22 protein-coding genes are annotated in these 22,167 nt (G+C 68.1%); 4 read left to right on the top strand and 18 right to left on the bottom strand.

The features are described 5' to 3' along the window. The first annotated feature begins 68 nt into the window (after positions 1-68). Positions 69-845, top strand: coding sequence for a TVP38/TMEM64 family protein (locus tag ACZ50N_RS11845; RefSeq protein WP_133414349.1), 777 nt, complete (start codon positions 69-71; stop codon positions 843-845). Here the strand turns inward: ACZ50N_RS11845 and ACZ50N_RS11840 are convergent. From ACZ50N_RS11840 to ACZ50N_RS11830, 3 genes are read right to left on the bottom strand one after another with little or no spacing between them, the layout of a single operon-like run. Then, positions 727-1,062, bottom strand: coding sequence for a DoxX family protein (locus ACZ50N_RS11840; RefSeq protein ID WP_131705492.1), 336 nt, complete (start codon positions 1,060-1,062; stop codon positions 727-729). The two genes, ACZ50N_RS11845 and ACZ50N_RS11840, sit on opposite strands and share 119 nt — an antisense overlap. A gap of 50 nt (positions 1,063-1,112) precedes the next feature. Next, positions 1,113-2,330 carry an SPFH domain-containing protein gene (locus ACZ50N_RS11835; RefSeq protein ID WP_464475429.1) on the bottom strand — a complete coding sequence of 406 codons (1,218 nt, stop codon included), beginning with the start codon at positions 2,328-2,330 and terminating at the stop codon, positions 1,113-1,115. Positions 2,331-2,342: 12 nt separating this feature from the next. After that, complete coding sequence (locus tag ACZ50N_RS11830) at positions 2,343-2,777, bottom strand: NfeD family protein (protein ID WP_046361968.1); 435 nt, start codon at positions 2,775-2,777, stop codon at positions 2,343-2,345. A 72-nt stretch (positions 2,778-2,849) separates the two neighbouring features. Here ACZ50N_RS11830 and ACZ50N_RS11825 point away from each other — a divergent pair, with 72 nt between their 5' ends. Then, on the top strand, positions 2,850-3,707 hold the full coding sequence (locus tag ACZ50N_RS11825; RefSeq protein ID WP_046361967.1) for an Rv1486c family protein: 858 nt from the start codon (positions 2,850-2,852) through the stop codon (positions 3,705-3,707). A gap of 7 nt (positions 3,708-3,714) precedes the next feature. Here ACZ50N_RS11825 and ACZ50N_RS11820 read toward each other — a convergent pair whose 3' ends face one another. The 10 genes from ACZ50N_RS11820 to ACZ50N_RS11775 all read right to left on the bottom strand — a co-directional run bounded on the left by ACZ50N_RS11820 (position 3,715) and on the right by ACZ50N_RS11775 (position 13,535). Next, complete coding sequence (locus ACZ50N_RS11820) at positions 3,715-4,734, bottom strand: ferrochelatase (protein ID WP_464475428.1); 1,020 nt, start codon at positions 4,732-4,734, stop codon at positions 3,715-3,717. Positions 4,735-4,746: 12 nt separating this feature from the next. Continuing rightward, positions 4,747-5,556, bottom strand: coding sequence for an NADH-dependent enoyl-ACP reductase InhA (gene inhA, locus ACZ50N_RS11815; RefSeq protein WP_046361965.1), 810 nt, complete (start codon positions 5,554-5,556; stop codon positions 4,747-4,749). Positions 5,557-5,575: 19 nt separating this feature from the next. After that, positions 5,576-6,331 (bottom strand): 3-oxoacyl-ACP reductase FabG1, encoded by a 756-nt coding sequence (fabG1, locus tag ACZ50N_RS11810; protein WP_046361964.1) that lies wholly within the window; start codon positions 6,329-6,331, stop codon positions 5,576-5,578. Between the two features lie 76 nt (positions 6,332-6,407). Next, a complete protein-coding gene (locus ACZ50N_RS11805; RefSeq protein WP_073685244.1) occupies positions 6,408-7,418 on the bottom strand; it encodes a VWA domain-containing protein in 1,011 nt (336 codons plus the stop codon). After that, positions 7,415-8,422, bottom strand: coding sequence for a VWA domain-containing protein (locus ACZ50N_RS11800; protein ID WP_464475427.1), 1,008 nt, complete (start codon positions 8,420-8,422; stop codon positions 7,415-7,417). Before ACZ50N_RS11800 ends, ACZ50N_RS11805 begins: the two co-directional genes overlap by 4 nt. A 34-nt stretch (positions 8,423-8,456) precedes the next feature. Further along, complete coding sequence (locus ACZ50N_RS11795) at positions 8,457-9,431, bottom strand: DUF58 domain-containing protein (protein WP_082133235.1); 975 nt, start codon at positions 9,429-9,431, stop codon at positions 8,457-8,459. 4 nt (positions 9,432-9,435) lie between these two features. Continuing rightward, positions 9,436-10,593, bottom strand: coding sequence for a chaperone MoxR1 (gene moxR1, locus ACZ50N_RS11790; RefSeq protein ID WP_046361960.1), 1,158 nt, complete (start codon positions 10,591-10,593; stop codon positions 9,436-9,438). 131 nt (positions 10,594-10,724) lie between these two features. Further along, on the bottom strand, positions 10,725-11,411 hold the full coding sequence (gene ripB / locus ACZ50N_RS11785; RefSeq protein WP_162231987.1) for an NlpC/P60 family peptidoglycan endopeptidase RipB: 687 nt from the start codon (positions 11,409-11,411) through the stop codon (positions 10,725-10,727). Beyond that, on the bottom strand, positions 11,411-12,820 hold the full coding sequence (gene ripA, locus ACZ50N_RS11780; RefSeq protein ID WP_423797676.1) for an NlpC/P60 family peptidoglycan endopeptidase RipA: 1,410 nt from the start codon (positions 12,818-12,820) through the stop codon (positions 11,411-11,413). The genes ripB and ripA overlap by 1 nt, the downstream gene beginning before the upstream one ends. A gap of 175 nt (positions 12,821-12,995) precedes the next feature. Next, a complete protein-coding gene (locus tag ACZ50N_RS11775; protein WP_046361957.1) occupies positions 12,996-13,535 on the bottom strand; it encodes an Rv1476 family membrane protein in 540 nt (179 codons plus the stop codon). A 188-nt stretch (positions 13,536-13,723) separates the two neighbouring features. On the opposite strand from ACZ50N_RS11775, the gene acnA reads away from it, so the two are divergent. Then, positions 13,724-16,540, top strand: a complete 2,817-nt coding sequence (acnA, locus tag ACZ50N_RS11770) for an aconitate hydratase AcnA (protein WP_046361956.1) — start codon at positions 13,724-13,726, stop codon at positions 16,538-16,540. A 3-nt stretch (positions 16,541-16,543) separates the two neighbouring features. Next, a complete protein-coding gene (locus ACZ50N_RS11765) occupies positions 16,544-17,119 on the top strand; it encodes a TetR/AcrR family transcriptional regulator (protein WP_046361955.1) in 576 nt (191 codons plus the stop codon). Here ACZ50N_RS11765 and ACZ50N_RS11760 read toward each other — a convergent pair. From ACZ50N_RS11760 to ACZ50N_RS11740, 5 genes are all read right to left on the bottom strand, one after another. Beyond that, positions 17,116-17,316 (bottom strand): helix-turn-helix domain-containing protein, encoded by a 201-nt coding sequence (locus tag ACZ50N_RS11760; protein WP_172835575.1) that lies wholly within the window; start codon positions 17,314-17,316, stop codon positions 17,116-17,118. The genes ACZ50N_RS11765 and ACZ50N_RS11760 overlap by 4 nt on opposite strands. Positions 17,317-17,379: 63 nt before the next feature. Next, on the bottom strand, positions 17,380-19,008 hold the full coding sequence (locus tag ACZ50N_RS11755) for an ABC-F family ATP-binding cassette domain-containing protein (protein ID WP_046361954.1): 1,629 nt from the start codon (positions 19,006-19,008) through the stop codon (positions 17,380-17,382). Positions 19,009-19,113: 105 nt separating this feature from the next. Then, on the bottom strand, positions 19,114-19,926 hold the full coding sequence (locus ACZ50N_RS11750) for an enoyl-CoA hydratase (protein WP_048422128.1): 813 nt from the start codon (positions 19,924-19,926) through the stop codon (positions 19,114-19,116). Between the two features lie 32 nt (positions 19,927-19,958). Further along, entirely contained in the window at positions 19,959-20,321 is a 363-nt protein-coding gene (trxA, locus tag ACZ50N_RS11745) for a thioredoxin (protein ID WP_046361952.1), read from the bottom strand. A 40-nt stretch (positions 20,322-20,361) separates the two neighbouring features. Beyond that, positions 20,362-21,873 (bottom strand): glycoside hydrolase family 16 protein, encoded by a 1,512-nt coding sequence (locus tag ACZ50N_RS11740; protein WP_464475426.1) that lies wholly within the window; start codon positions 21,871-21,873, stop codon positions 20,362-20,364. Positions 21,874-22,167: the final 294 nt, after the last annotated feature.

The following is a 22,167-nucleotide window of genomic DNA, read 5'->3' as shown; positions in this document are numbered from 1 at the left end:
AGGCTAAATGATGTTCCTCACGTCGGTCGCGCGAGGTGATCATGGCCCTACCCGTAGGGTGGAATGTCGTGAAACCCGTCGTCAGCGCGCTGCGCACCGTGCCGGCGGCCGTGCTCGCCGCCCTGCGCGCAGTGCCGCGGACCCGGCTTCTGGCCATGGTCGGCACGGGTGTGATTCTCGTCGCAGTCGTGCTGCTGGTTCCGCTGCCCACCGCGGTGCAGCTGCGGGACTGGGCCACCTCCCTCGGCGCCTGGTTCCCGCTGGCATTCCTGGCTGCGCACGTGGTGGTGACGGTGTTCCCGTTCCCACGCACGGCGTTCACCCTCGCGGCCGGCCTCCTGTTCGGGCCCTACCTCGGCATTCCGCTGGCCGTCGTGGCGAGCGCGCTCAGCGCGGTGCTCGCGGTCCTGCTCGTGCGCGCCGCGGGCTGGCAGCTGAACAAGCTGGTCAGCCACCCAAAGGTGGATGCGCTGGACGCCCGGCTGCGCGAACGCGGCTGGGTCGCTGTGATGGCGATGCGGATGATCCCGGCCGTGCCGTTCTCGGTGCTGAACTATGCGGCGGGCGCCTCGGCGGTCCGGCTGCTGCCGTACACGCTGGCCACGATCGTGGGCTTGCTGCCAGGCACCGCCGCGGTGGTCGTCCTCGGCGACGCGCTGACAGGCAATGTCAGCCCCCTGCTCTTCGTGGTGTCGCTGTGCACGGCCGCCCTCGGTGTAGCGGGACTCAGCTTCGAGGTGCGCTCACACCGGCGCGCCGCGGCGGCCCCTGCACCGTCATCGACCCGAACAGCGCCAGCAGCGACGCCGCCGCCCCCAGCCCAGGACTCCAGTCCTTCGCCCTGACGTGGGCACCGACGGCCAGCGTGAAGTACACCGTCAACATGAACGTCGTCAGGCGAGCCAGTGCGGGGAACCGGTACACCGACAGCAACCCCACCGCCGATGCGGCCTTGACGATCGGCAGTACCGGGCGCACGTTCTCGGGGAGGCCGACAGCGTCGAGCGCCGCACGCACCGGCGCGATCGGACCGATACACGCCACCGCGTCGCCGGCCTGCATCGCGGCGAGCACCGCATAGGTCCGCCGCGAGTGCAGCGCGGCCGCCGCGGTCACTGGTCGGAGGCGCCGTGCCGCGGCGCCTCCGGCTGCGTGTAATCGGTCGCCGGGGGCTGCGCCTGCTGCGACAGCGGCGGATACTGCGTCCCGCTGCCGAGCGAACCGGCGACCGGGGTGCGGGCCTCCGCGACCGCCTGGGCCACGGCCTGCGCGATCTCCGGATCGGTCTGGGTGTTGAACCAGTCGGCCACCTCGGCCGAGTCGTCCTCCGGCGTGGCGAGCCCGTCCTCCAACGGGGACGGCTGGTAGCGGAACACGCCGTCGTCGCCGGGCGCGCCGAGCAGCTTCGTGAAACCCTGCAGCGCAGAACCGAAGTCGCTGGGCACCACCCAGACCTTGTTGGCCTCCCCCTTGGCCATCAGCGGCAACGTCTGCAGGTACTGGTAGGCCAACAGTTCGGGCGTCGGCCGGCCGGCCTTGATCGCGGCGAACGTCTTCTCGATCGCCTTGGCCTGGCCCTGGGCCTGCAGGTACTGCGCGGCGCGCTCACCCTGCGCACGCAGCATCCGGGACTGACGGTCGGCCTCGGCGGCCAGGATCGCGGCCTGCTTGGCACCCTCAGCCGCCAGAATCTGGGCCTGCTTCTGGCCTTCGGCCTGCTTGATCGACGCTTCCCGGTTGCCCTCGGCGGTCAGGATCATCGCGCGCTTCTCCCGGTCGGCACGCATCTGCTTTTCCATCGAATCCTGGATCGACGGCGGCGGGTCGATGCTGCGCAGTTCGACACGGGCGACGCGCAACCCCCACCGGCCGGTGGCCTCGTCGAGCACGCCGCGCAACTGCCCGTTGATCGAATCACGGGAGGTCAGCGTCTGCTCCAGAGTCATACCACCGACGACGTTGCGCAGTGTTGTCGTGGTCAGCTGTTCGACGCCGACGATGTAGTTGCTGATCTGGTAGACGGCGGCCTGCGGGTTGGTGACCTGGAAGTACACCACCGTGTCGATGTTGACCGTCAGGTTGTCCTCGGTGATCACGGGCTGCGGCGGGAACGAGACCACCCGCTCTCGCAGATCCACGCGGGCGCGGATCTTGTCGACGAACGGCAGCAGCAGGGTCAGCTGCCCCGACACGGTCTTGCTGTACCGGCCCAGCCGCTCGATCACCGCGGCTTCGGCCTGCGGGATCAGTGCCACCGATTTCGCGACGATGATGATCGCGAACACCACGAGCACACCCAGCAGGACCAGTCCTGCGACGGCACCTTCCACCGTGAACTCCTCTCAGGCGATCTTCGACACGACCGCGGTGGCGCCGTCGATGTGCACGACGGTCACCTGGTCGCCGGGTTCATAGACATCGTTCTCGTTGTAGGGCCGCGCCGTCCAGATCTCCCCCGCGAGCTTCACCTGGCCGGCATCCCGGGCGACGCGATCGAGCACCATCGCGCTCTTGCCCTCCAGGGCCTTCACCGGCTCGGGCAGCCCGGTGCCCGCCTGCATACGGCGGCGCAACGCGGGGCGGACCCCGACGAGCAACAGCACCGACACCACGAGGAACACGAGCCCGTCGACCCACACCGGCCAGTCGAGCAGCCAGCTGGACCCCGCCGCGGCCAGCGCCCCACCGCTGAGCATCAGCAGGAACAGATCTCCGGTCAGCGCCTCGGCGCCGGCCAACGCCAGTGCTGCGATCAGCCAGATCAGCGGTACGGGCATACCGGAAGCCTACGCGCGACCTGCTCTGGCTCGGGACCATCAAGTGCGCAGTCAACTACTACACTGCGCCGCATGTGGTGTCCCAGTGCAACGCTCTCGGTGTGGGCGAATTCCTGGCTGGCCGGTGTCGCCGCGCCCGACGACGTATTGGATGCGTTATCCCTGTGGACGCAATCGCATTCGGTCACGGCCTACGATTCCGCAGCCGCCGACCGGACCGGCCTGCCGTGGCCGGATCTGGACAACACAGGCGTCATGTCGCTGTTGCAGACGATGCGGACGGTGGCCCGGCCGGCGAGTGCGCAGCCCGCGATCGCCCTGGCTCTGCCGGTGCCCGGCGACGTCCGGGGTCTGCCGCCGGGCACCCAGTTCGGCCGCGACGCGATCTCTGCCGGAGAGGCGATCATCGTCGGTGATTCGCGGGCCGCGATCGGCGTGGTGCCCGACTTCGAGTACGCCGACGAGTACGCCGACCCGGTCGACGAGGACGAGTTCGAGCCGGAGCTGTGCGGCCTGTCCTGGACGGTGTACTCGCTGGAGCGCGCGCCGGTGACCGCGCACCTCGATCTCGGCGAGGCCGAATACGGGCTGCGCGACGCAGTCCGATCGGCCGCCGACGCCCTGGTCGCACTTCGGGCCGGGGCCACGGGTGCCGACGTCGCCGATCCGCGCCGCCTCGTCGAGCAGGTGCTCGAAGCCAACCGCGCACACCGCGTTCCGGACCACGCGCCCGAGCGGGCGGTTCGGGTGCTGGAGAACGCTGCGCACGTCGACGCGATCATCGCGGTCAGCTCCGGGTTGCTGCCCATCGGGCAGAGCTCGTCAGAGGTGCAGTTGGCCACCGATGCGCTGCGTCCGCTGACCGCGGTGGTCCGCTCGGCGCGCCTGTCCGCCGTCGATGCGATCCTGCAGTCGGCGTGGCGGCGCTAGAAAAGACCTAGGAACTGCAGTTCGGGGTACACAGGGCGCCGTTGACGCTGCACCCGAAACCCGGCACCGGATCGGACCCGTCCACCCGCGCGGCAGGCGCCTGCTGAACCAGTTCGTCCATCAGATCCACCGCCAGGCGCGCGAACCGCGGGCTGCTGCCCGGAGTCGTGGCCCGCGCCAACGCGATCCCGGCTGCCTCGGCCTGCTCGGCGAGTTCGCTGTCGAGATCCCAGATCACCTCGATGTGGTCGGCGACGAAACCGACCGGGCACACGATCACGGCCTTGGTGCCCGCCGCAGCGAGTGCGTCGAGGTGATCTCCGACGTCGGGTTCGAGCCACGGAACCTGCGGCGGCCCCGAGCGCGACTGCCACACCTGATCGAAGTCGGCGTAGCCCGCCGCGGCCGCGACCAACCGGGAGGTGTAGCCGACCTGACGTTCGTAGAGATCCGGCCCGCACCGGTTGGCCGCACGCAGCGGTATCGAGTGGGCGGTGAACACCAGACGCGCGTCGGCCCGTAGCTCCTCGGGCAGCGTGGCGGCGGCGTCGCGGATCGCGTCGGCGAACATCTCGATCAGCAGCGGATGGTCGAAGTACTGGCGCAGCTTCGTCAGCTCCGGCGCCTCGGGGCCGGCGGCGGCACGGGCGCGAGCGATGTCCTCCTGGTACTGGGTGCAGCCGGAGTAGCCACCCCACGCCGAGGTAGAGAACACCGCGGCGCGGCGAATCCCGTTGTCTCGCATGTGCGCAAAGGTGTCCTCGACGAACGGGTGCCAGTTGCGGTTGCCGAAGTAGACCGGGATGTCCGCACCACGGCGGGCCAGCTCGGCCTCGATCGAGGTGATCAGATCGCGGTTGATGCCGTTGATCGGGGACACGCCACCGAAATGCAGGTAGTGCTCGGCGACGCTGGCCAACCGTTCCCGCGGGATGCCTCGGCCCCGAGTCACGTTCTCCAGGAACGGCATCACCTGCTCGGGGCCCTCGGGACCGCCGAAGGACAGCAGCAGCAGCGCGTCAAACATGACGGTGTCCGATCACAACAGCTGGGTGCTCGCCCCGCCGTCGGCGAAGATGATCGTCCCCGTCGTCGCCGGCAGCCAGTCGGACAGCAGCGCGCACACCGTCTTGGCGACCGGCGTCGGGTCCTTCATGTTCCAGCCGAGCGGGGCGCGCTGATCCCAGCCCTCCTCGAGCAGCTGCATCTGCGCGCCGGCCTCCTCGCCGAGCGCACCGCCAACGATCGCGCTCATCGCCAGCGTCCGGATCGGGCCGGCAGCAACGAGATTGGAGCGCACACCGACCTTGCCGGCCTCGCGGGCGACGAAGCGGTTCACCGATTCCAGCGCGCTCTTGGCGACCGTCATCCAGTTGTATGCCGGCATCGCCCGGGTCGGGTCGAAGTCCATGCCGACGATGCCGCCACCGGGATTCATGATCGGCAGCACGGCCTTGGCCAGCGATGCGTAGGAGTACGCGGAGATGTGGATGCCCTTGGCGACGTCCTCGTAAGGTGCGTCGAAGAACGGGTTGATGCCCATGCCGGTCTGCGGCATGAAGCCGATCGAGTGGACCACGCCGTCGATCTTGTTGCCCTCGCCGATCTCGGCGGTGATCCGGTCGGCGAGCGAGTCGAGGTGCTCGGAGTTCTGCACGTCGAGTTCGATCAGCGGCGCCGGGTTCGGCAGCCGGTCGGCGATCCGCTGGATCAGCTTCATCCGGTCGAAGCCGGTGAGTACCAGTTCGGCGCCGGCCTCCTGCGCCACCTTGGCGATGTGGAATGCGATGGACGAGTCGGTGATGATCCCCGTGACGAGGATCCGCTTGCCTTCCAGAAGCCCTGCCATGTGAAAGTCCTTTTCTCTCTTAGTGGCCCATGCCCATGCCGCCGTCGACCGGGATCACCGCGCCGGCGATGTAGCCCGCGTCTTCGGACGCCAGGAAGCTGACGGCGCCGGCAACCTCGGCGGCGGTGCCGATCCTCTTGGCCGGAACGAACTCCAGGGCGCCCTTCTGGATGCGCTCGTCGAGCGCGCGTGTCATGTCGGTGTCGATGAAGCCGGGCGCGACGACGTTGGCCGTGACGCCTGCCTTGGACAGCTCTCGGGAGATCGACCGCGCCATACCGATCAGGCCGGCTTTGGCGGCCGCGTAGTTGGCCTGGTTACCGATGCCCCACATACCCGACACCGAGCCGATGAAGATGATGCGGCCGAATCGGTTGCGCTGCATGCTGCGCGACGCGCGCTGCACCACCCGGAAGGCTCCGGTCAGATTCGCATCGATGACCTCGGTGAACCGGTCCTCGGTCATCCGCATCAGGAACGCGTCCTTGGAAATGCCGGCGTTGGAGACCAGGACCTCGACCGGACCCTGGTGCTCCTCGACCTCGGTGAAGGCGCGGTCGACGGCCGCGCTGTCGGTGACGTCGCACTCCACGCCGAACAGGCCCTCGGGTGCACCCGATCCGCGGTGGGTGACCGCGACCTTGTGGCCGTCGGCGGCGAGACGCTGCGCGATGGCCAGCCCGATCCCACGGTTACCGCCGGTCACGAGGACCGAGCGGGAGACAAACGCGGGACGGACGGTCTCGGGGCTGTTCTGGCTGGGAGTGTCGCTCACCTGTTCGCTCCTCGAGTGCTCGCCATGATCGTCAACCTAGTGCCTGGCGGGCGTGACCTTGAAATCGGCTGTGGTCTCAGAGCGGCATCCTGCGGTTGATCAGCAGCGCGCTCAGAGCGGCGGCAGCAGCCAGCAGGGTGCCCAGCCGCAGCCACCCTGCCGAGGCGTCGCCGCGGACGGTCTCGTAACCGATTTGCTCCTGCAGCGTGGTGTAGACCCTGTTGAGCTCGTTGAGGTTGGAGGCGGTGTAGTGGTCGCCGCCGGAGAGCGAGGAGATCTTCTTGAGCATCTCGTCGTCGACGGGGACGTCGACCCGCTCGCCGTTGACCTCGACCGAACCATTGGGGGTGCCGAACGCGATCGTCGAGATCGGCACGCCCTGGTCGTTGGCCGCGCGCGCCGCGGTGTAGGCGCCCTTCGGGTTGTCCGGGTTCGCCGGCACGGTCTCCTTGCCGTCGGAGAACAGCACGATGTGGGCCGGCGGGGGCTCATCGCCGCCGCCGATCACCGCGCCGACGGTGTTGATGGCGGTCAGCGCCGTGAGGATGGCCTCCCCCGTCGCGGTCCGGTCGGCGACCTGCAGGCTGTCGATCGCCCGCTTGCTGGCATCCCGGTTGGTGGTCGGCGAGACCAGCACCGTCGCGGTGCCCGCGTAGGAGATGACACCCAGGTTGATGCCGGGGGTCAGTTCGTCGACGAATTTCTTCGACGCCGCTTGTGCGGCAGCCAACCGGGTGGGGTCGACATCGTTGGCCATCATCGACTGCGACACGTCGACCACCAGCATCACCACTGCCCGGTTCCGCGGGATTCGTTCGTCCTGGGTGGGGCCTGCCAGTGCGATCGCGAACACCAGCAGTGCGACCGCCATCAGCGCGGGCGCCACGTGGCGGCGCCGGCCGAGGCGCCGGGGCGACACGCTGTCGAGCAGGTCGGTGTTGGCGAACCGCTGCAGTCGTTTGCGCGCCGAAATCTGCAGCATCACGTACAGCCCGGCCAGAGCCAGCGCGATGATCACGAACAGCGCCAGCCACCAGAGGTGCTGGAAGCCCGTCAGTGACAGGGGCCCCAAGAGGGGAAGCGTCATCCTGGCAGCCTCCGGTTCAGCAGGAGCGCCGCCAACGCAGCACCGGCCAGAATCAGGGCCCCGATCCGCAACCAACCGATGCTGGCGTCTCCCTTGACTGTCTCGTAGCCAATCTGTTCCTGGAGATTGGTGAACACGCCCTTGAGCTGTTCCAACGTCGACGCAGTGTAGGAGTCACCTCCGGAGAGCTCGCCGATCTTGGCCAGCATCTCGTCGTCGACGGGCACGGGCTGGCGCTGATCGTTGATCTCGACGTAGCCGTACGGCGTGCCGAACGAGACGGTCGAGATCGGCACGCCCTGGTCCTTGGCGGTACGGGCGGCGGTGTAGGCACCCTTCGGCGCGTCCGGGTTGGACGGCACGGTTTCCTTGCCGTCCGACATCAGCACGATCCGCGCCGGAGGCGGCCCGTCGCCGCCACCCAACACCGCACCGACGGTGGCGATGGCCTGCAGCGCGGTGAAGATGCCCTCGCCGGTGGCGGTCCGATCGGCGAGCTGGAGCCGGTCGATGGCGCTCTTGGCGGCCTCCCGGTTGACGCTCGGCGACACCAGGACCGTCGCCGTGCCGGCGTAGGCGATGAGGCCGAGATTGATGCCGGGAGTCAATTGATCGGCGAACTGCTTGGCCGCCTCCTGAGCGGCGAGCAGTCGGCTCGGTGCCACGTCGGTGGCGCGCATCGACTGCGAGACGTCGATGACCAGCATGACCACGGCGCGGTTACGGGGAATCCGGACGTCGTGCGTCGGCGCGGCCATCGCAGTGGTGAACGACACCAGCGCGAGCACCAGCAGGATCGCCGGCAGGTGCCGCCAACGCTGCCGCTTCGCCGGCGCCACGGCCTCGAGCAGTTCCATGTTCGCGAACCGCAGCATCCGCCGCTGCCTGCGCCGCTGGCCGACGAGGTAGAGCGCGACGAGTGCGACGACCGCGATCAGGAACAGGAAGAACCAGGGGTGCTTGAACCCCGACACCGAGATCGGGCCGAGCAGGGGCAGAGTCATACGAGGCGGATCTTTCGGTCGTCTCGGCTCGGGCTCACCGCGCCGCGAGCGCGCCGCGGCGCCGGCTCGCGACGAACCTCACCACGTCGGCGATCCAGTCGCGATCGGTGCGCAGACTCAGCAGCGGCGCGTCACATCGGCGCAGCGTCCGGGCCACATCGGCGCGGTGCGCCGCCGCGGCCCTCTCGAAGTCGGCGCGGAGCTGTTCGTCGATGGTGAACTCGCGGGTCCGGCCCGTCTCGGCGTCCTGCAGGATCACGTCTCCGACGGGCGGGAGCTCGACGTCGCGGGGGTCGAGGATCTCGATGCCGAGCACCTCGTGGCGCCCCGCGATGGCCCGCAGCGGTCGCATCCAGTTGATCGGCCCCAGGAAGTCGCTGATGATCACGGCCATGCCGCGGCGGCGCTCGGGGCGGCGCAGCGCGTCGATGGCTGCGGCCAGGTCACCCCGCACCCCGACCGGCGCGCGGGGCGTGGTCGCGATGGTGCGCAGCAACTCTTGTTCGTGCATGCGCCCCGACAGCGCGGGCACCCGGCGCACGGTGTCGCCGTTGCTGATGATCGCGCCGAGCCGGTTGCCGCCACCGCTGTTCAGGAACGCCACGGCCGCCGCCGCGGCGACCGCGAGGTCGCGCTTCTCGCATCCGGTCGTGCCGAAGTCCAGGCTCGCCGACACGTCGACGACCAGCCACGTCTCCAGCTCGCGGTCGGCGATCATCTGACGCACGTGCGGCTGGGTGGTCCTCGCGGTCACCGACCAGTCCATCCGGCGCACGTCGTCGCCGGGTTGGTAGATCCGCGACTCCCCCGGCTCGGAACCCGGGCCGGGCAGCAGACCCAGATGGTCGCCGTGCAGCACGCCGTCGAGCTTGCGGCGCACCGTGAGCTCGAGCTTGCGCAGCGCAGCCGTCAGCGCCGGGTCGCGGATCTCTCCGCGCTGCAACGACGGCAGATCGACGGTCCGGCCAGGGCCGGGGCCGGAAGACCGAGAAGACTCAGTAGAAGCCACCAGGTCAGCGGCCGTTCGCCGCGGCCGCTGCGGCCGGAACCGCCGGCCCCACCGCATGCCCCTGCTGCGGGATCGCATTGACCTGGGGCAGCGCCACCGTCTGCAGGATGCGGTTGACCACGGTCTCGGAGGAGATCTCGTCGGCCAGCGCGTCGTAGGTGAGCACGAGGCGGTGCCGCAGCACGTCCGGGATCACCTCGACGACGTCCTGCGGGATCACGTAGTCGCGGCCGCGGACCAGGGCCAGCGCCCGCGACGCCGCGATGATGCCCAGCGACGCACGCGGGGAGGCGCCGTAGGCGATCCAGGCCTTGGCGTCGGGCATGCCGAACTTCTCCGGTTCACGCGTCGCGGTGACGATGCGGACGACGTAGTCGACGAGCGCGTGGTGGACGAAGTTGTTGGCCGCGACGTCCTGCAGGCGGAGCAGGTCGCCGGTGTTGAGGATCGTCTTGGGCTCCGGGGGCTTGACGCCCATCCGGTAGATGATCTCGCGCTCCTCCTCCGGAGAGGGGTAGTCGACGTTGAGCTTGAACAGGAACCGGTCGCGTTGGGCTTCCGGAAGCTGGTACACGCCCTCCTGCTCGATCGGGTTCTGGGTCGCCATGACCAGGAACGGGCTGGGCAGCGGGAAGGTCTTGCCGCCGATGGAGATCTTGCGCTCGGCCATGATCTCGAGCAGCGCCGACTGCACCTTGGCGGGCGCACGGTTGATCTCGTCCGCGAGCAGGAAGTTGACCACGACCGGGCCGAGCTCGATGTCGAACTCCTCCTTGCCCGCGCGATAGATGCGGGTACCGACGATGTCGGTGGGCACCAGGTCGGGGGTGAACTGGATGCGCGCGAACGTGCCACCCACGACCTTGGCGAACGTCTCGACCGCGAGGGTCTTCGCCACACCGGGCACACCTTCGAGGAGCACGTGCCCCTTGGCCAGCAGGCCGACGAGCATCCGCTCGACGAGCTGGTCCTGCCCGACGATGATGCGCTTGACCTCGAAGATCGCCCGCTCCAGCGTGTGCACCTCGCCCTGCAGGCCGCCATTGGACTGCGCGGGTGCCGACGGGGCGGGAGCGGCGTGCGCCCCCGCGGAGTAGCCGGGGCCGGGGGCTTGTCCGGGGAATCCTCCAGAGCCCTGCGGCGGCCCACTCGGTGAGGTCATCAACATTCCTTCCACATGCGCACTACCTGCTGGTTTGTGCGGCGCGCAATGCAATTCGCGCAACACCCGCCGTCAACTATTCCAGGCGGGTGTGAATCCGTCGACGCCGCCCGAATTAACTCAGCCGCTACTCAGGATTCGATGATGCGCGCCGCATAGGGCTGCAGACCGGAAGTGCGCACGGGGCTGACGGTGACTTTGCCGGCGCTGCCGGAGGCCTCGAGCATCCGACCTCCGCCGAGGTACATGGCGACGTGCTGGCTGCCACCGGGTCCCCAGAACAGCAGGTCGCCGCGTTTGGCTTGCGCGACGGGCACCTTGCGGCCGGTGTCGTACTGATCGCCGGAGTACTTCGGGATCAGCACGCCGACCCCGGCGTAGGAGAACTGGGTGAGTCCGGAGCAGTCGAAGCCCACGGTGTTGGCGCCGGACTCGATGCCGCGGCTGGGACCGTTGGGCTTGCCGCCACCCCACGAGTAGGGCACACCCATCTGGCTGCCGCCCCGGCGGATCACGTACTCGATGGCAGCGGGCCCGCGCACCAGCCCCGGGGCCACGCCCGTCGGGTCGGCCGGGGCCAGCCCGATGCTCTGCAGGAACTTGTGCCCGAGGTCCATCGTGATCTGAGTGGCTTGAGCCGTGGCGGCCAGCGAGGCGTTGGCGATGGCCAGCGGATCGCCCGGGGCGCCCGCGCTGAGCGTTTTGGGCAGCGTGGGGTCCCACTGACCGGCCTCGGGTTGCGCACCGGCGGGAGCGGCCGCGCCGAGGAGCACCCCGATGACGACCGTCAGCGACAGCAGAAGGCGACGCAGGGCGATCACCACTCGATCATTCGGGTGACATACGGCGTCATGCCGCTGGTGCGCACCGGCGAGATCTTGACCACCGAACCGGTGTAGGGCGCCTCGAGCATCTGGCCGTCGCCGAGGTACATCGCGACGTGCTGGCTGGCGTTGGGGCCGTAGAAGATCATGTCGCCGCGACGCATCTGCGAGGAGGGGACCTTGCGGCCGGCGTTGTACTGCGATCCCGTGTAGTGGTCGAGCTTGATCCCGACACCGGCGAACATGTAGAGCATCAGGCCCGAGCAATCGAAGCCGACCGTGCCCGCACCGGAGTCGATGCCGCGGCTGGGACCCGAGGCGTTGCCGCCACCCCACGAGTAGGGCACGCCCATCTGCGCCATGCCGCGTTTGATGACGTACTCGGTGGCCTGCCGGCCGTACACCACCGGGATCGCACCGTTTGTGATGCCCGTCGGCGTCGGCAGCAGGCCGATGCTCTGGAGGAATTTGCGACCCAGGTCCTGGGTGACCTGCAGTGAGGTGGTGATGATCTTGAGGACGGCGTTGATGATCTGCACCGGGTCGCCGCTGACGAAGGCGCTCGGGATCTGGGGCAGCGTCATGTCCCAGGCGGTGTTGCGGTTACCGGTGCTCGGGTCCGCATCCCAGTCGGGGTTCACCCCCGACGGCGCGGGTTTGGCGCCCGGGGCGGCCGGCGCCGCGGCGCCGCCCGAACGTCCGGTCGGCGCCGAGAGTGCTTGCGCGGCTTGCAGTTTCGTCTGAGCATCGGCACGTTCGGCGGTCAGCCGATCGAGATCGGCCTGCTGCGATTTGAAGGTCTGCTGGGCGTTGGTCAGCGCCTCCACGGCGCTCTGCTGGCTCGTCTCGGCGGCCTTGACCGCGTCGTCGGCCTGCTGCTTGGCCAGCCGCGCCGTCGACTCCCGGTTCACCTGCTCGGTGCGGGCCCGCGCGAGGTCGGACATCACCTTCTGGGTGGACAGCGACAGAGCCTGACCGGTGGCCGCGGTGCCGAGGATGTCAATCGGGTCCTTGGCCGTCAGGTACGAGCTCGACGGACCGTGCACGTACATCGCTGACGCGAACTGGTCGAACCTGTCCTGCGCGGCGGTGATCGCCGCGTCCGCGTCCTTGACACTCTGCGCGCTGGCGTCGACGTCCTGCTGAGCAGTCGTGGCCTTTTCCCGGGCCGTCTGCACGTCGAGGATCGCCTTGTTCACGCTCTCCTGCTGGCTCTGGATCGACGCGCCCAGATCCTGCAGCTTCTGGTTGACGTTGGCGACCTCGGTCACCAGCTCAGCCAGGTCGTCGGCGGGCTTCGCGTTGGCCAGCTGCGGTGTCGTCAGCACCATGCCGAACGCGAGCGATACGGCGCACAACCGGGTGGCGGGCGCGCCGCCAAGGGGGCGTCTCATTCGACTCAGGTCTCCTCAGGCTTTGCGCAGAAGTCACATCAAGCACAACTGCAACTACAGGCACCGATTGCACCGTACGTCACATCTGACGCTAAAGAAACTTTAGTCACGAATTACAACAATGTAATTGCAATTGCCGTTATCAAACGGTGATGTTTGCATTCGCGCAGCGCGCGGCAATTACTTAATCGCTGCTGGTGGACGCTGCGCTGGAGCCGGTCGACCGTTTGCTCCATTTCTGCAGCGCACGCGTCGCGACGGCACCGATCAGCACCACGAAAACAAGCGCAATCGTGAATGCAGTCCAGTCAAAGTGCGGGGTGGTCAACTCCCCCACGAAATTCTTCGTCGACTGGACGGGATCGCCGGTCCGGGCGATGTCCTGCCCCGCCTCCAGCGTGGTGCGATCGAAACTCGTGCTGTAGGTGCCGGCGAACGACGGACTGAGCGCCAGCACCGTCGAACCCGGGTGAGCCGCACCGACCTCGGTCGCGATATCGCGAAGCGGGGTGTCGATGGCCGGGTTCTCGGCGATCACGACGACCTTGAGATCGATCCCCTGCTGCTGCGCCTGGGCGATGATGTCGCGCAACGCGGGCACCTCGGCCTGATCGGCCGGCGGCACGCTGATGCCGTCGTCGGAAACGTCGGCCTGCACACGATCCATGTCGATCGACGGCGGGATGTACGCCGGCAGGAACGGGATCACCTGCGGTCCGGTCACACGAGCACCGTAGCCGACCGCCCGAGAGAACTGAGCGAGGCCGGGGACAGCACAGTGGGTGGCGTGGCGCGCTTCGGGCGACAAGACTGGACACCGCCCTGGGATTCCATACAGGACAAGCGTACTGTTAGGGTGACAAGCGCCGCCGACACAGCCCGTCGCGGCGATGATCTAAGCCGGGAGTTGATGTGAGCAGCAAGAATTCATCCGTGAACTCGTTCGGAGCCAAGGCCACGCTCGAAGTCGGGGACAGCAGCTACGAGATCTACCGCCTGGACGCGGTGCCGGGCACCGAGAAACTTCCCTACAGCCTCAAGGTGCTCGCCGAGAACCTCCTGCGCACCGAGGACGGCGCCAACATCACCAAGGAGCACATCGAGGCGATCGCGAACTGGGACCCCGAGGCCGAGCCGAGCATCGAGATCCAGTTCACCCCCGCACGCGTGCTGATGCAGGACTTCACCGGCGTGCCCTGCATCGTCGACCTCGCCACCATGCGCGAGGCTGTCGAGAGCCTGGGCGGCGACCCGAACAAGGTCAACCCGCTCTCGCCCGCCGAGATGGTCATCGACCACTCCGTGATCCTCGACGTGTTCGGCACCGCAGACGCCTTCGAGCGCAACGTCGAACTCGAGTACGAACGCAACGGCGAGCGCTACCAGTTCCTGCGCTGGGGCCAGGGTGCGTTCGACGATTTCAAGGTCGTCCCCCCGGGCACCGGCATCGTGCACCAGGTCAACATCGAATACCTGGCACGGGTGACCATGGTTCGCGACGGAGTTGCCTATCCCGACACCTGCGTGGGGACCGACTCGCACACCACGATGGAGAACGGTCTCGGCGTCCTCGGCTGGGGCGTCGGCGGCATCGAGGCCGAGGCGGCCATGCTCGGCCAGCCCGTCTCGATGCTCATCCCGCGTGTCGTCGGGTTCAAGCTGACCGGTGAGATCAAGCCCGGCGTCACCGCCACCGACGTCGTGCTCACCGTCACCGACATGCTGCGCAAGCACGGCGTCGTCGGCAAGTTCGTCGAGTTCTACGGCAAGGGTGTGGCCGAGGTGCCGCTGGCCAACCGCGCCACGCTGGGCAACATGAGCCCCGAATTCGGTTCCACCGCAGCGATGTTCCCCGTCGACGAGGAGACCATCAGCTACCTGCGGATGACCGGCCGCAGCGACGAGCAGCTCGCCCTGGTCGAGGCGTACGCCAAGGAACAGGGCATGTGGCACGACCCCGACAAGGAGCCGGTGTTCTCCGAATACCTCGAGCTCGACCTGTCGACGGTGGTGCCGTCGATCTCGGGGCCGAAGCGGCCGCAGGACCGCATCGAGTTGACCGATGCGAAGAACGCGTTCCGCAAGGACATCCACAACTACGTCGAGGAAAACCACCCGGCGCCGGAGACCAAGCTCGACGAGGCTGTCGACGAGTCCTTCCCCGCCAGCGACTCGGTGTCGCTGTCGTTCGCCGACGACGGCGCGGTGGACGCTCGGCCGTCTGCGGCCAACGGCTCCGAAGGACGTCCGAGCAACCCGGTCACGGTCCGCTCGGACGAGCGCGGCGAGTTCGTGCTCGACCACGGCGCCGTGGTGGTCGCCGGCATCACGTCGTGCACCAACACCTCCAACCCGTCGGTCATGCTCGGCGCGGCCCTGCTCGCCAAGAAAGCCGTCGAGAAGGGGCTGGCGACCAAGCCCTGGGTCAAAACCAACATGGCTCCCGGATCGCAGGTCGTCACCGACTACTACAACAAGGCGGGCCTGTGGCCCTACCTGGAGAAGCTCGGCTACTACCTGGGCGGCTACGGCTGCACGACCTGTATCGGCAACACTGGTCCGCTGCCCGAGGAGATCTCGGCGGCGATCAACGACAACGACCTGTCGGTGACGGCGGTGCTCTCGGGCAACCGCAACTTCGAAGGTCGCATCTCCCCTGACGTCAAGATGAACTACCTGGCCTCCCCTCCGCTGGTCATCGCCTACGGCTTGGCCGGCACCATGGACTTCGACTTCGAGTCGGACCCGCTGGGCCAGGACAATGACGGCAATGACGTGTTCTTGAAGGACATCTGGCCCTCCCCGCAGGAGATCGAGGAGACCATCGCGAGCTCGATCAACCGCGAGATGTTCACCGACAGCTACGCCGACGTCTTCAAGGGTGACGACCGGTGGCGCTCGCTGCCCACGCCGGAGGGCAACACCTTCGAGTGGAACGAGGACTCCACCTACGTGCGCAAGGCGCCCTACTTCGAGGGCATGCCCGCCGACCCCGAGCCCGTCTCGGACATCAAGGGCGCCAGAGTGCTTGCGCTGCTGGGTGATTCGGTCACCACCGACCACATCTCCCCTGCCGGCAGCATCAAGAAGGGCACCCCGGCGGCGCAGTACCTCGAGGAGCACGGCGTCGAGCCCAAGGACTTCAACTCGCTGGGTTCGCGACGCGGCAACCACGAGGTGATGATCCGCGGCACCTTCGCCAACATCCGCCTCAAGAACCAGCTCCTCGACGACGTGTCGGGCGGCTACACGCGCGATTTCACCCAGGATGGCGGTCCGCAGGCCTTCATCTACGACGCATCGCAGAACTATCAGAAGGCCGGTATCCCTCTGGTTGTGTTGGGCGGCAAGGAGTACGGGTCCGGATCGTCGCGTGACTGGGCGGCCAAGGGCACGACGCTGCTGGGTGTGCGGGCGGTCATCACCGAATCCTTCGAACGCATCCACCGGTCGAACCTGATCGGCATGGGAGTGATCCCGCTGCAGTTCCCCAAGGGCGAATCCGCCGCCAGCCTCAAGCTCGACGGCACCGAGACCTTCGACATCGAGGGGATCGAGGAGCTGAACAACGGCAAGACGCCCAAGACGGTTCATGTCACCGCGACCAAGGAGGACGGCTCGAAGGTCGAATTCGACGCCGTGGTGCGCATCGACACCCCCGGCGAGGCGGACTACTACCGCAACGGCGGCATCCTGCAGTACGTGCTGCGCAACATGCTGAAGTCGTAACCGATGCCGAGGGTGACCGACGATCATCTGGCGGCGCGCCGTCGCCAGATCCTCGACGGCGCCCGCCGGTGCTTCGCCGAGTACGGCTACGACCGTGCCACGGTGCGGCGGCTCGAGCAGACGATCGGGCTCTCGCGCGGCGCCATCTTCCATCACTTCCGCGACAAGGACACGCTGTTCTTCGAACTGGCGCGTGAGGACGCGGAGCGGATGGCCGAGGTGGCGGCGCGCGAGGGTTTGATCCAGGTGATGCGCGACATGTTGGCCGCGCCAGACCAATTCGATTGGTTGGCAACGCGGTTGGAGATCGCCCGCAAGCTGCGCAACGATCCGGCGTTCAGCCGCGGCTGGGCCGAGAGATCCGCCGAGTTGTCAGCAGCGACCAGCGAGCGGTTGCGCCGCCAGAAGCAGGCGGGCCGGCTGCGCGACGATGTGCCGGGTGAGGTGCTGCGCACCTACCTGGAGTTGGTGCTCGACGGTCTCGTGGCGCGCCTGGCCTCCGGTGACGATCCACAGCGGCTGAGCGCTGTGCTCGACATGGTCGAGGAGTCGGTGCGCCAGCAGGCCGGTCAGTCCTAGCGCCTACCTCGGTGGTTGGGGCCACCGCGGCTGCGCATGGTGGCGCCGGCTTCGCGCAGCATGCTGTGCACCGAACCGTAGGAGTGACCGGTGGAGGCCACCAGTGTGCGGATGCTGGCGCCCCCCTCGTAGGCGGTGCGCAACTCGGTGATGAGTTGGTCCCGGTTCGCTCGGATGTCTTTCACGTTCTTCTTCATCGACGCCCCTCCAAGGTTATGCGGCAATCGCATACCCGGGCCCAGGGGGCTTGAATCTGACGATCAGGCGAGTTCGATGAGCTCTCGGTAATCGTCGGACCAGAAGTCCTCGGTGCCGTCCGGCAGGAGCAGCACCCGCTGCGGATCCAGTGCCTCGGCGGCCCCGGGATCGTGGGTCACCAGCACCACCGAGCCCTCGTAGCTGCGCAGCGCGTCGAGGACCTGCTCACGCGAGGCCGGGTCCAGGTTGTTGGTGGGCTCGTCGAGGAGGAGCACGTTGGCGGTGGAGGCGACGAGGCCGGCCAGGGCCAGCCGGGTCTTCTCACCGCCGGACAGCGTGCCGGCGGGCTGTTCGAGTTGCGGGCCGGTGAACATGAACGCGCCGAGCAAGCCGCGCAGATCCTGCTCGCCGGTGTCGGGGGCGGCGTGGCGGATGTTCTCCCACACCGAGGCCATGTTGTCGAGGGTGTCGTGCTCCTGGGCGAAGTACCCGATCTTGAGCCCGTGCCCTGGTTCCAACCCGCCCGCATCGGATTTCTCCACGCCCGCGAGCAGCCGCAACAGCGTGGTCTTGCCCGCGCCGTTGAGCCCGAGCACGACGACGCGCGACCCGCGGTCGATGGCCAGGTCCAGGCCGGTGAAGATCTCCAGCGATCCGTAGGTCTTGGTCAGGCCCTTGGCGATCAGCGGGGTCTTCCCGCACGGCGCCGGAGTGGGGAACTTGATGCGGGCCACCTTGTCGGCGACCCGTTCGTCGTCGAGGGCGGCCAGCATGCGGTCGGCCCGTTTGAGCATGTTCTGTGCGGCGACGGCCTTGGTCGCCTTGGCACCCATCTTGGCGGCCTGGGCGCGCAGCGCGCTCGCCTTCTTCTCGGCGTTGGCGCGTTCGCGACGGCGGCGCTGCTCGTCGGTCGCGCGGGCGTCGAGATACTTCTGCCAGCCCATGTTGTAGACGTCAGCCTCGCCGCGCACCGCGTCGAGGAACCACACGCGGTTGACGACGTCGGCGAGCAGGCCGACGTCGTGGCTGATCACGACCAGCCCGCCCGCATGGTTCTGCAGGAACGACCGCAGCCAGGTGATCGAGTCGGCGTCGAGGTGGTTGGTCGGTTCGTCGAGCAGGAGCGTCGTCGCCGAGCCGGACCCGGTGTCGGACGCGGCGAACAGGATGCGCGCGAGTTCGACGCGTCGCCGCTGACCGCCGGAGAGGGTGCGCAGCGGCTGGGTCAGCACGCGGTCGGGCAGACCGAGGCTCGCGCAGATCCGGCCCGCCTCGCTCTCGGCGGCGTATCCGCCCAGGGCGGCGAAGCGCTCCTCGAGTTCGCCGTACCGGCGCACGGCCTTGTCGCGGGCCTTGTCGTCGGCCACCTCCGCCATCAGGGCCTGCTGCTTCTCCAGGTCGGAGAGCAGCGTGTCCAGCCCGCGCGCCGAGAGGACGCGGTCGCGGGCGAGCTGATCGAGGTCACCCTCTTTGGGGTCCTGCGGCAGGTAGCCGATCTCTCCGGTGCGGGTGATCGTGCCGGCGTACGGCTCACCTTCACCGGCCAGGATGCGCATCGTGGTGGTCTTGCCCGCACCGTTGCGGCCGACCAGACCGATCCGGTCGCCCGGCTGCACGCGCAGCGCCGACCCTTCGATGGCGAGCAGCGTGCGCGCTCCGGCGCGGACCTCGAGGTCCGTTGCGGTGATCACGCTGAGACTCCTGAATGTGAATGGGCAGCTGAAGACGAGCAGGGTGACACCGCTGCCGCGATTGCCCTACCAGGCTAATGGCAGCGGCGGCCCTGCCGCCAATCGTTACTTGTCGTCGGTGAAGACGGCCGCGCGGTTCTCCTTGCGCGCCGCGACGGCTTCCTCGAAGTTACCGGTCAGCAGTCGGATGTAGAGCTGGCCGAGGCCCTCGGCCTGCATGTGAGCTTCGAGGGAGCCGGCGTCGAGCCCGCTCCACAGGGTGCGCTTGGTGAGTTCTGTCCCGGGCCGGGAGAACCCGGCGATGCGCTCGGCCAGGTCGAAGCAGGTCTCCAGGAGATCTTGCGGGGCCACCTGCCGCGAGACCAGGCCGATCCGCTCGGCCTCGTCGGCACTGACGTCGCGGCCGGTCAGCATGATCTCGAAGGCCCGCGACGATCCGATCGCGCGCGGCAGGAGATAGCTCAGGCCCAGCTCGGAGGCGGTCAGCCCGTTGTTGATGCCCGCGGCGCGGAAGTACGCCTCGGTCGAGGCGACCCGGATGTCGGCGGCCAGCGCCAGGCACAGCCCGCCGCCGATCGCGGCCCCGTTGACCGCGGCGATCACCGGTTGGTGCAGCTTGCGCATGCCCAGGATCACGTCGTCGAGCAGCTCCATGGACCGGAGGCCGAAGCTGGGTCGCGTGAGCCCGTCGACGTGCGGCACGGACCCGGCGGATTTGTGGTCGGCCCCCGACGAGAAGCCGCGGCCGGCACCGGTGAGGACGACGGCGCGGACGTCGTTGTCGTGGGTCAATTCCTCGAGGACCGCTTTGAGCGGCACCATGACGTCGAACGCCATCGAGTTCATCCGCTCCGGCCGGTTCAGGGTCACCAGCGCAACGTGCGGACGGGGGATGTCGACGAGGACGAACTCAGCCACGCCAGCAGGCTATCCGGCGCGGCCCCGCGGCATCAGGCCTGGCTGTCGTCCTGGGCGGCCATCGCGGCGTCGATGTCGAATTCCTTGACCTTCTGGATCAGGTCTTCCAGCGCCGCAGGCGGCAGCGCGCCCGCCTGGTTGAACACCAGCTTGCCCTTCTTGAAGGCCATCAACGTCGGGATCGAGCGGATGTCAGCGGCCGCGGCGAGATCCTGTTCGGCCTCGGTGTCCACCTTGGCGTAGACGACGTCGGGGTGCTTCTCCGACGACGCTGTGAACGTCGGGGCGAAGGCGCGACACGGACCGCACCATGACGCCCAGAAATCGACAAGAACGATGTCGTTCTCGGTGATGGTGGCGTTGAACTCTTCGGCGGTGATGTCTTTCGTGGCCATGTTGACGTCAACGTCGAACGCCGGGCCTGTGTTCCCCTTCTCAGAGTTGGTAGGCGCGGACCCAGTCGACCTTCATCTCGGCGTTCATCGGCACCGAGGCGCTGGGGTCGCCGGTCCAGGGGTTGCCCACGGCGACGTTGAGGATCAGGTAGTGCTCCCATTCGCCGGAGAACGGTGTCCAGTCACCGCCCCGCGCCTCGTACTCCGCTTTCGTCACCCGGCCCACCTCGACACCGTCGACCCGCCAGATGATGCGGTCGGCGTACCAGTCCATGCCGTAGGTGTGGAACCCTGCCGACAGGTCGACGCCCAGGTCGGCGTCGATGTTGTCCATCTTCACGTCGACGCCGTTGTTGCCCTTGGCGGGTCCGTGGATGTTGCCGGTCCAGGTGCTCCGTGAGGCGGGAGTGCCGAAGCCGGGAATTTCCATGATGTCGATCTCGCCCTGGCGTGGCCAGTCGAACTCGTGACCGGGTTCCAGGCCGACGGTCCAGAACGCCGGCAGCAGACCCGAGTCGGGCGGCACCTGGATACGGGCCTCGACGCGGGTGCCGACGCCGATCGACTGCTTGCCGTAGGTCACGACGCGGGCCGAGGTGTAGTTGAAGGGAGCGCCGAGCCCGTCCGGTGTGCGTTCCCGGCGGACCTGGATGACGAGGTTCCCGTCGGCGTCGACGGTGATGTTGTTGCCGTCGGTGTAGTACTGGTTCTCGCCCGCCGACTGGCCCCAACGCCCGGTCTGTGAACCCCAGTACTTCAGCGCTTCCTCCCGGCTGCTGAAGTTCGTCTCCCACAACAGTTTCGGTTGCGTGGTTCCGGGCGGTTGACCGACGGGCGGACCCGACGGCTGGCTGTTCAGCACGTCGCGGTAGATGTCCTGGCGGCGCGCCAGCCACCGCTGAGCTTTGGCCGCCGACACCGGGATGTCGAGCCAATCCGAACCCATCCGGCGGCTGCGGATGCCCATGGAGTACAGCGAGTCGACGATCATCGAACCGACGGTGACCCTGGTGCTGGTCGCGGCGGCCAGCAGAACCGCGTCCGGGGTGGCGCTGCTCGTCGTGGCCGAGGTGCGCGCTGACGTGAGCGCCGCGGGGGCGACGGTGACCTCGTCCGTTTTCGGGGCTGCGTCCGGGGCCTCGTCCGGGGTCGACGTCGTCACCGTGCCGGACGGGCGCGCCGTCTCGTCGGTGGTGGCGCGGGGGGCGCGGGGGGTGCGGTCACGGCGCTGCGGGCGGCTGTCCTCCCCCGTCGTCTCGTCCGAGTCGGCGCGGGGGCGCTCGACTCGGCGCTGGGGCGCGTCCACCTCGCGTTCCTCGGATTTCCGGGCCTGTCCACGCGGAGACAGGCGGGACGGTCTGCTCACCACACCCGCTGAGCCCGAGTCGGCTGCCGCCGCCGAGTGTGCGGCCGAACCGGGATCGTCCGGGGCTGCGCCAGCGGAGCCCGCCCCGGCCACCCCTGCCGCCATCAGCCCGGCAGCGACGATGCCGCCGGCGAGAAAGTGTTTGCCGTTGAGGGCCGGCGTTCCCGTGCGTTGCGTTGATTGCATCACCGAACTCATTTCTCTTGCCGAGACAGTTAACGAAAGGCGAAGCAAAGCGAAACCAAAGGAGAGCAATAACCAGCGAACCACAGAGCTGTAACTAAGTGCAGTTCAGAGCGTGCTAGTGAGTGAATCCCCGGTGCTCAGCAAACGTTATACATAACGCGTACGGGAGTTGCACGCTTTCTCGACAATTTCGAATGACGCCCAGAATCGTCACATTCCGAATGCTCCGGAAGATCCCCGGTAATGCATATGTGGCGTAGCTGTGAACATTCGCTCGATCTTCTGAGATCCGCG

The sequence above is a fragment of the Mycolicibacterium obuense genome (genome assembly GCF_055397605.1).
The sequence above is the reverse complement of the archived record's forward strand: the minus strand, read 5'-3'. Positions and strand labels throughout refer to the sequence as shown.

What these genes read in the sequence shown, in the direction of transcription:
- ACZ50N_RS11840 (WP_131705492.1), bottom strand. Translation starts at nt 1,062, where the DNA reads ATGCAGGCCGGCGACGCGGTGGCGTGTATCGGTCCGATCGCGCCGGTG.
- ACZ50N_RS11830 (WP_046361968.1), bottom strand. Translation starts at nt 2,777, where the DNA reads ATGCCCGTACCGCTGATCTGGCTGATCGCAGCACTGGCGTTGGCCGGC.
- ACZ50N_RS11825 (WP_046361967.1), top strand. Translation starts at nt 2,850, where the DNA reads ATGTGGTGTCCCAGTGCAACGCTCTCGGTGTGGGCGAATTCCTGGCTG.
- ACZ50N_RS11820 (WP_464475428.1), bottom strand. Translation starts at nt 4,734, where the DNA reads ATGTTTGACGCGCTGCTGCTGCTGTCCTTCGGCGGTCCCGAGGGCCCC.
- inhA (WP_046361965.1), bottom strand. Translation starts at nt 5,556, where the DNA reads ATGGCAGGGCTTCTGGAAGGCAAGCGGATCCTCGTCACGGGGATCATC.
- ACZ50N_RS11805 (WP_073685244.1), bottom strand. Translation starts at nt 7,418, where the DNA reads ATGACGCTTCCCCTCTTGGGGCCCCTGTCACTGACGGGCTTCCAGCAC.
- ACZ50N_RS11800 (WP_464475427.1), bottom strand. Translation starts at nt 8,422, where the DNA reads ATGACTCTGCCCCTGCTCGGCCCGATCTCGGTGTCGGGGTTCAAGCAC.
- moxR1 (WP_046361960.1), bottom strand. Translation starts at nt 10,593, where the DNA reads ATGACCTCACCGAGTGGGCCGCCGCAGGGCTCTGGAGGATTCCCCGGA.
- ACZ50N_RS11765 (WP_046361955.1), top strand. Translation starts at nt 16,544, where the DNA reads ATGCCGAGGGTGACCGACGATCATCTGGCGGCGCGCCGTCGCCAGATC.
- ACZ50N_RS11760 (WP_172835575.1), bottom strand. Translation starts at nt 17,316, where the DNA reads ATGAAGAAGAACGTGAAAGACATCCGAGCGAACCGGGACCAACTCATC.
- trxA (WP_046361952.1), bottom strand. Translation starts at nt 20,321, where the DNA reads ATGGCCACGAAAGACATCACCGCCGAAGAGTTCAACGCCACCATCACC.
- ACZ50N_RS11740 (WP_464475426.1), bottom strand. Translation starts at nt 21,873, where the DNA reads ATGCAATCAACGCAACGCACGGGAACGCCGGCCCTCAACGGCAAACAC.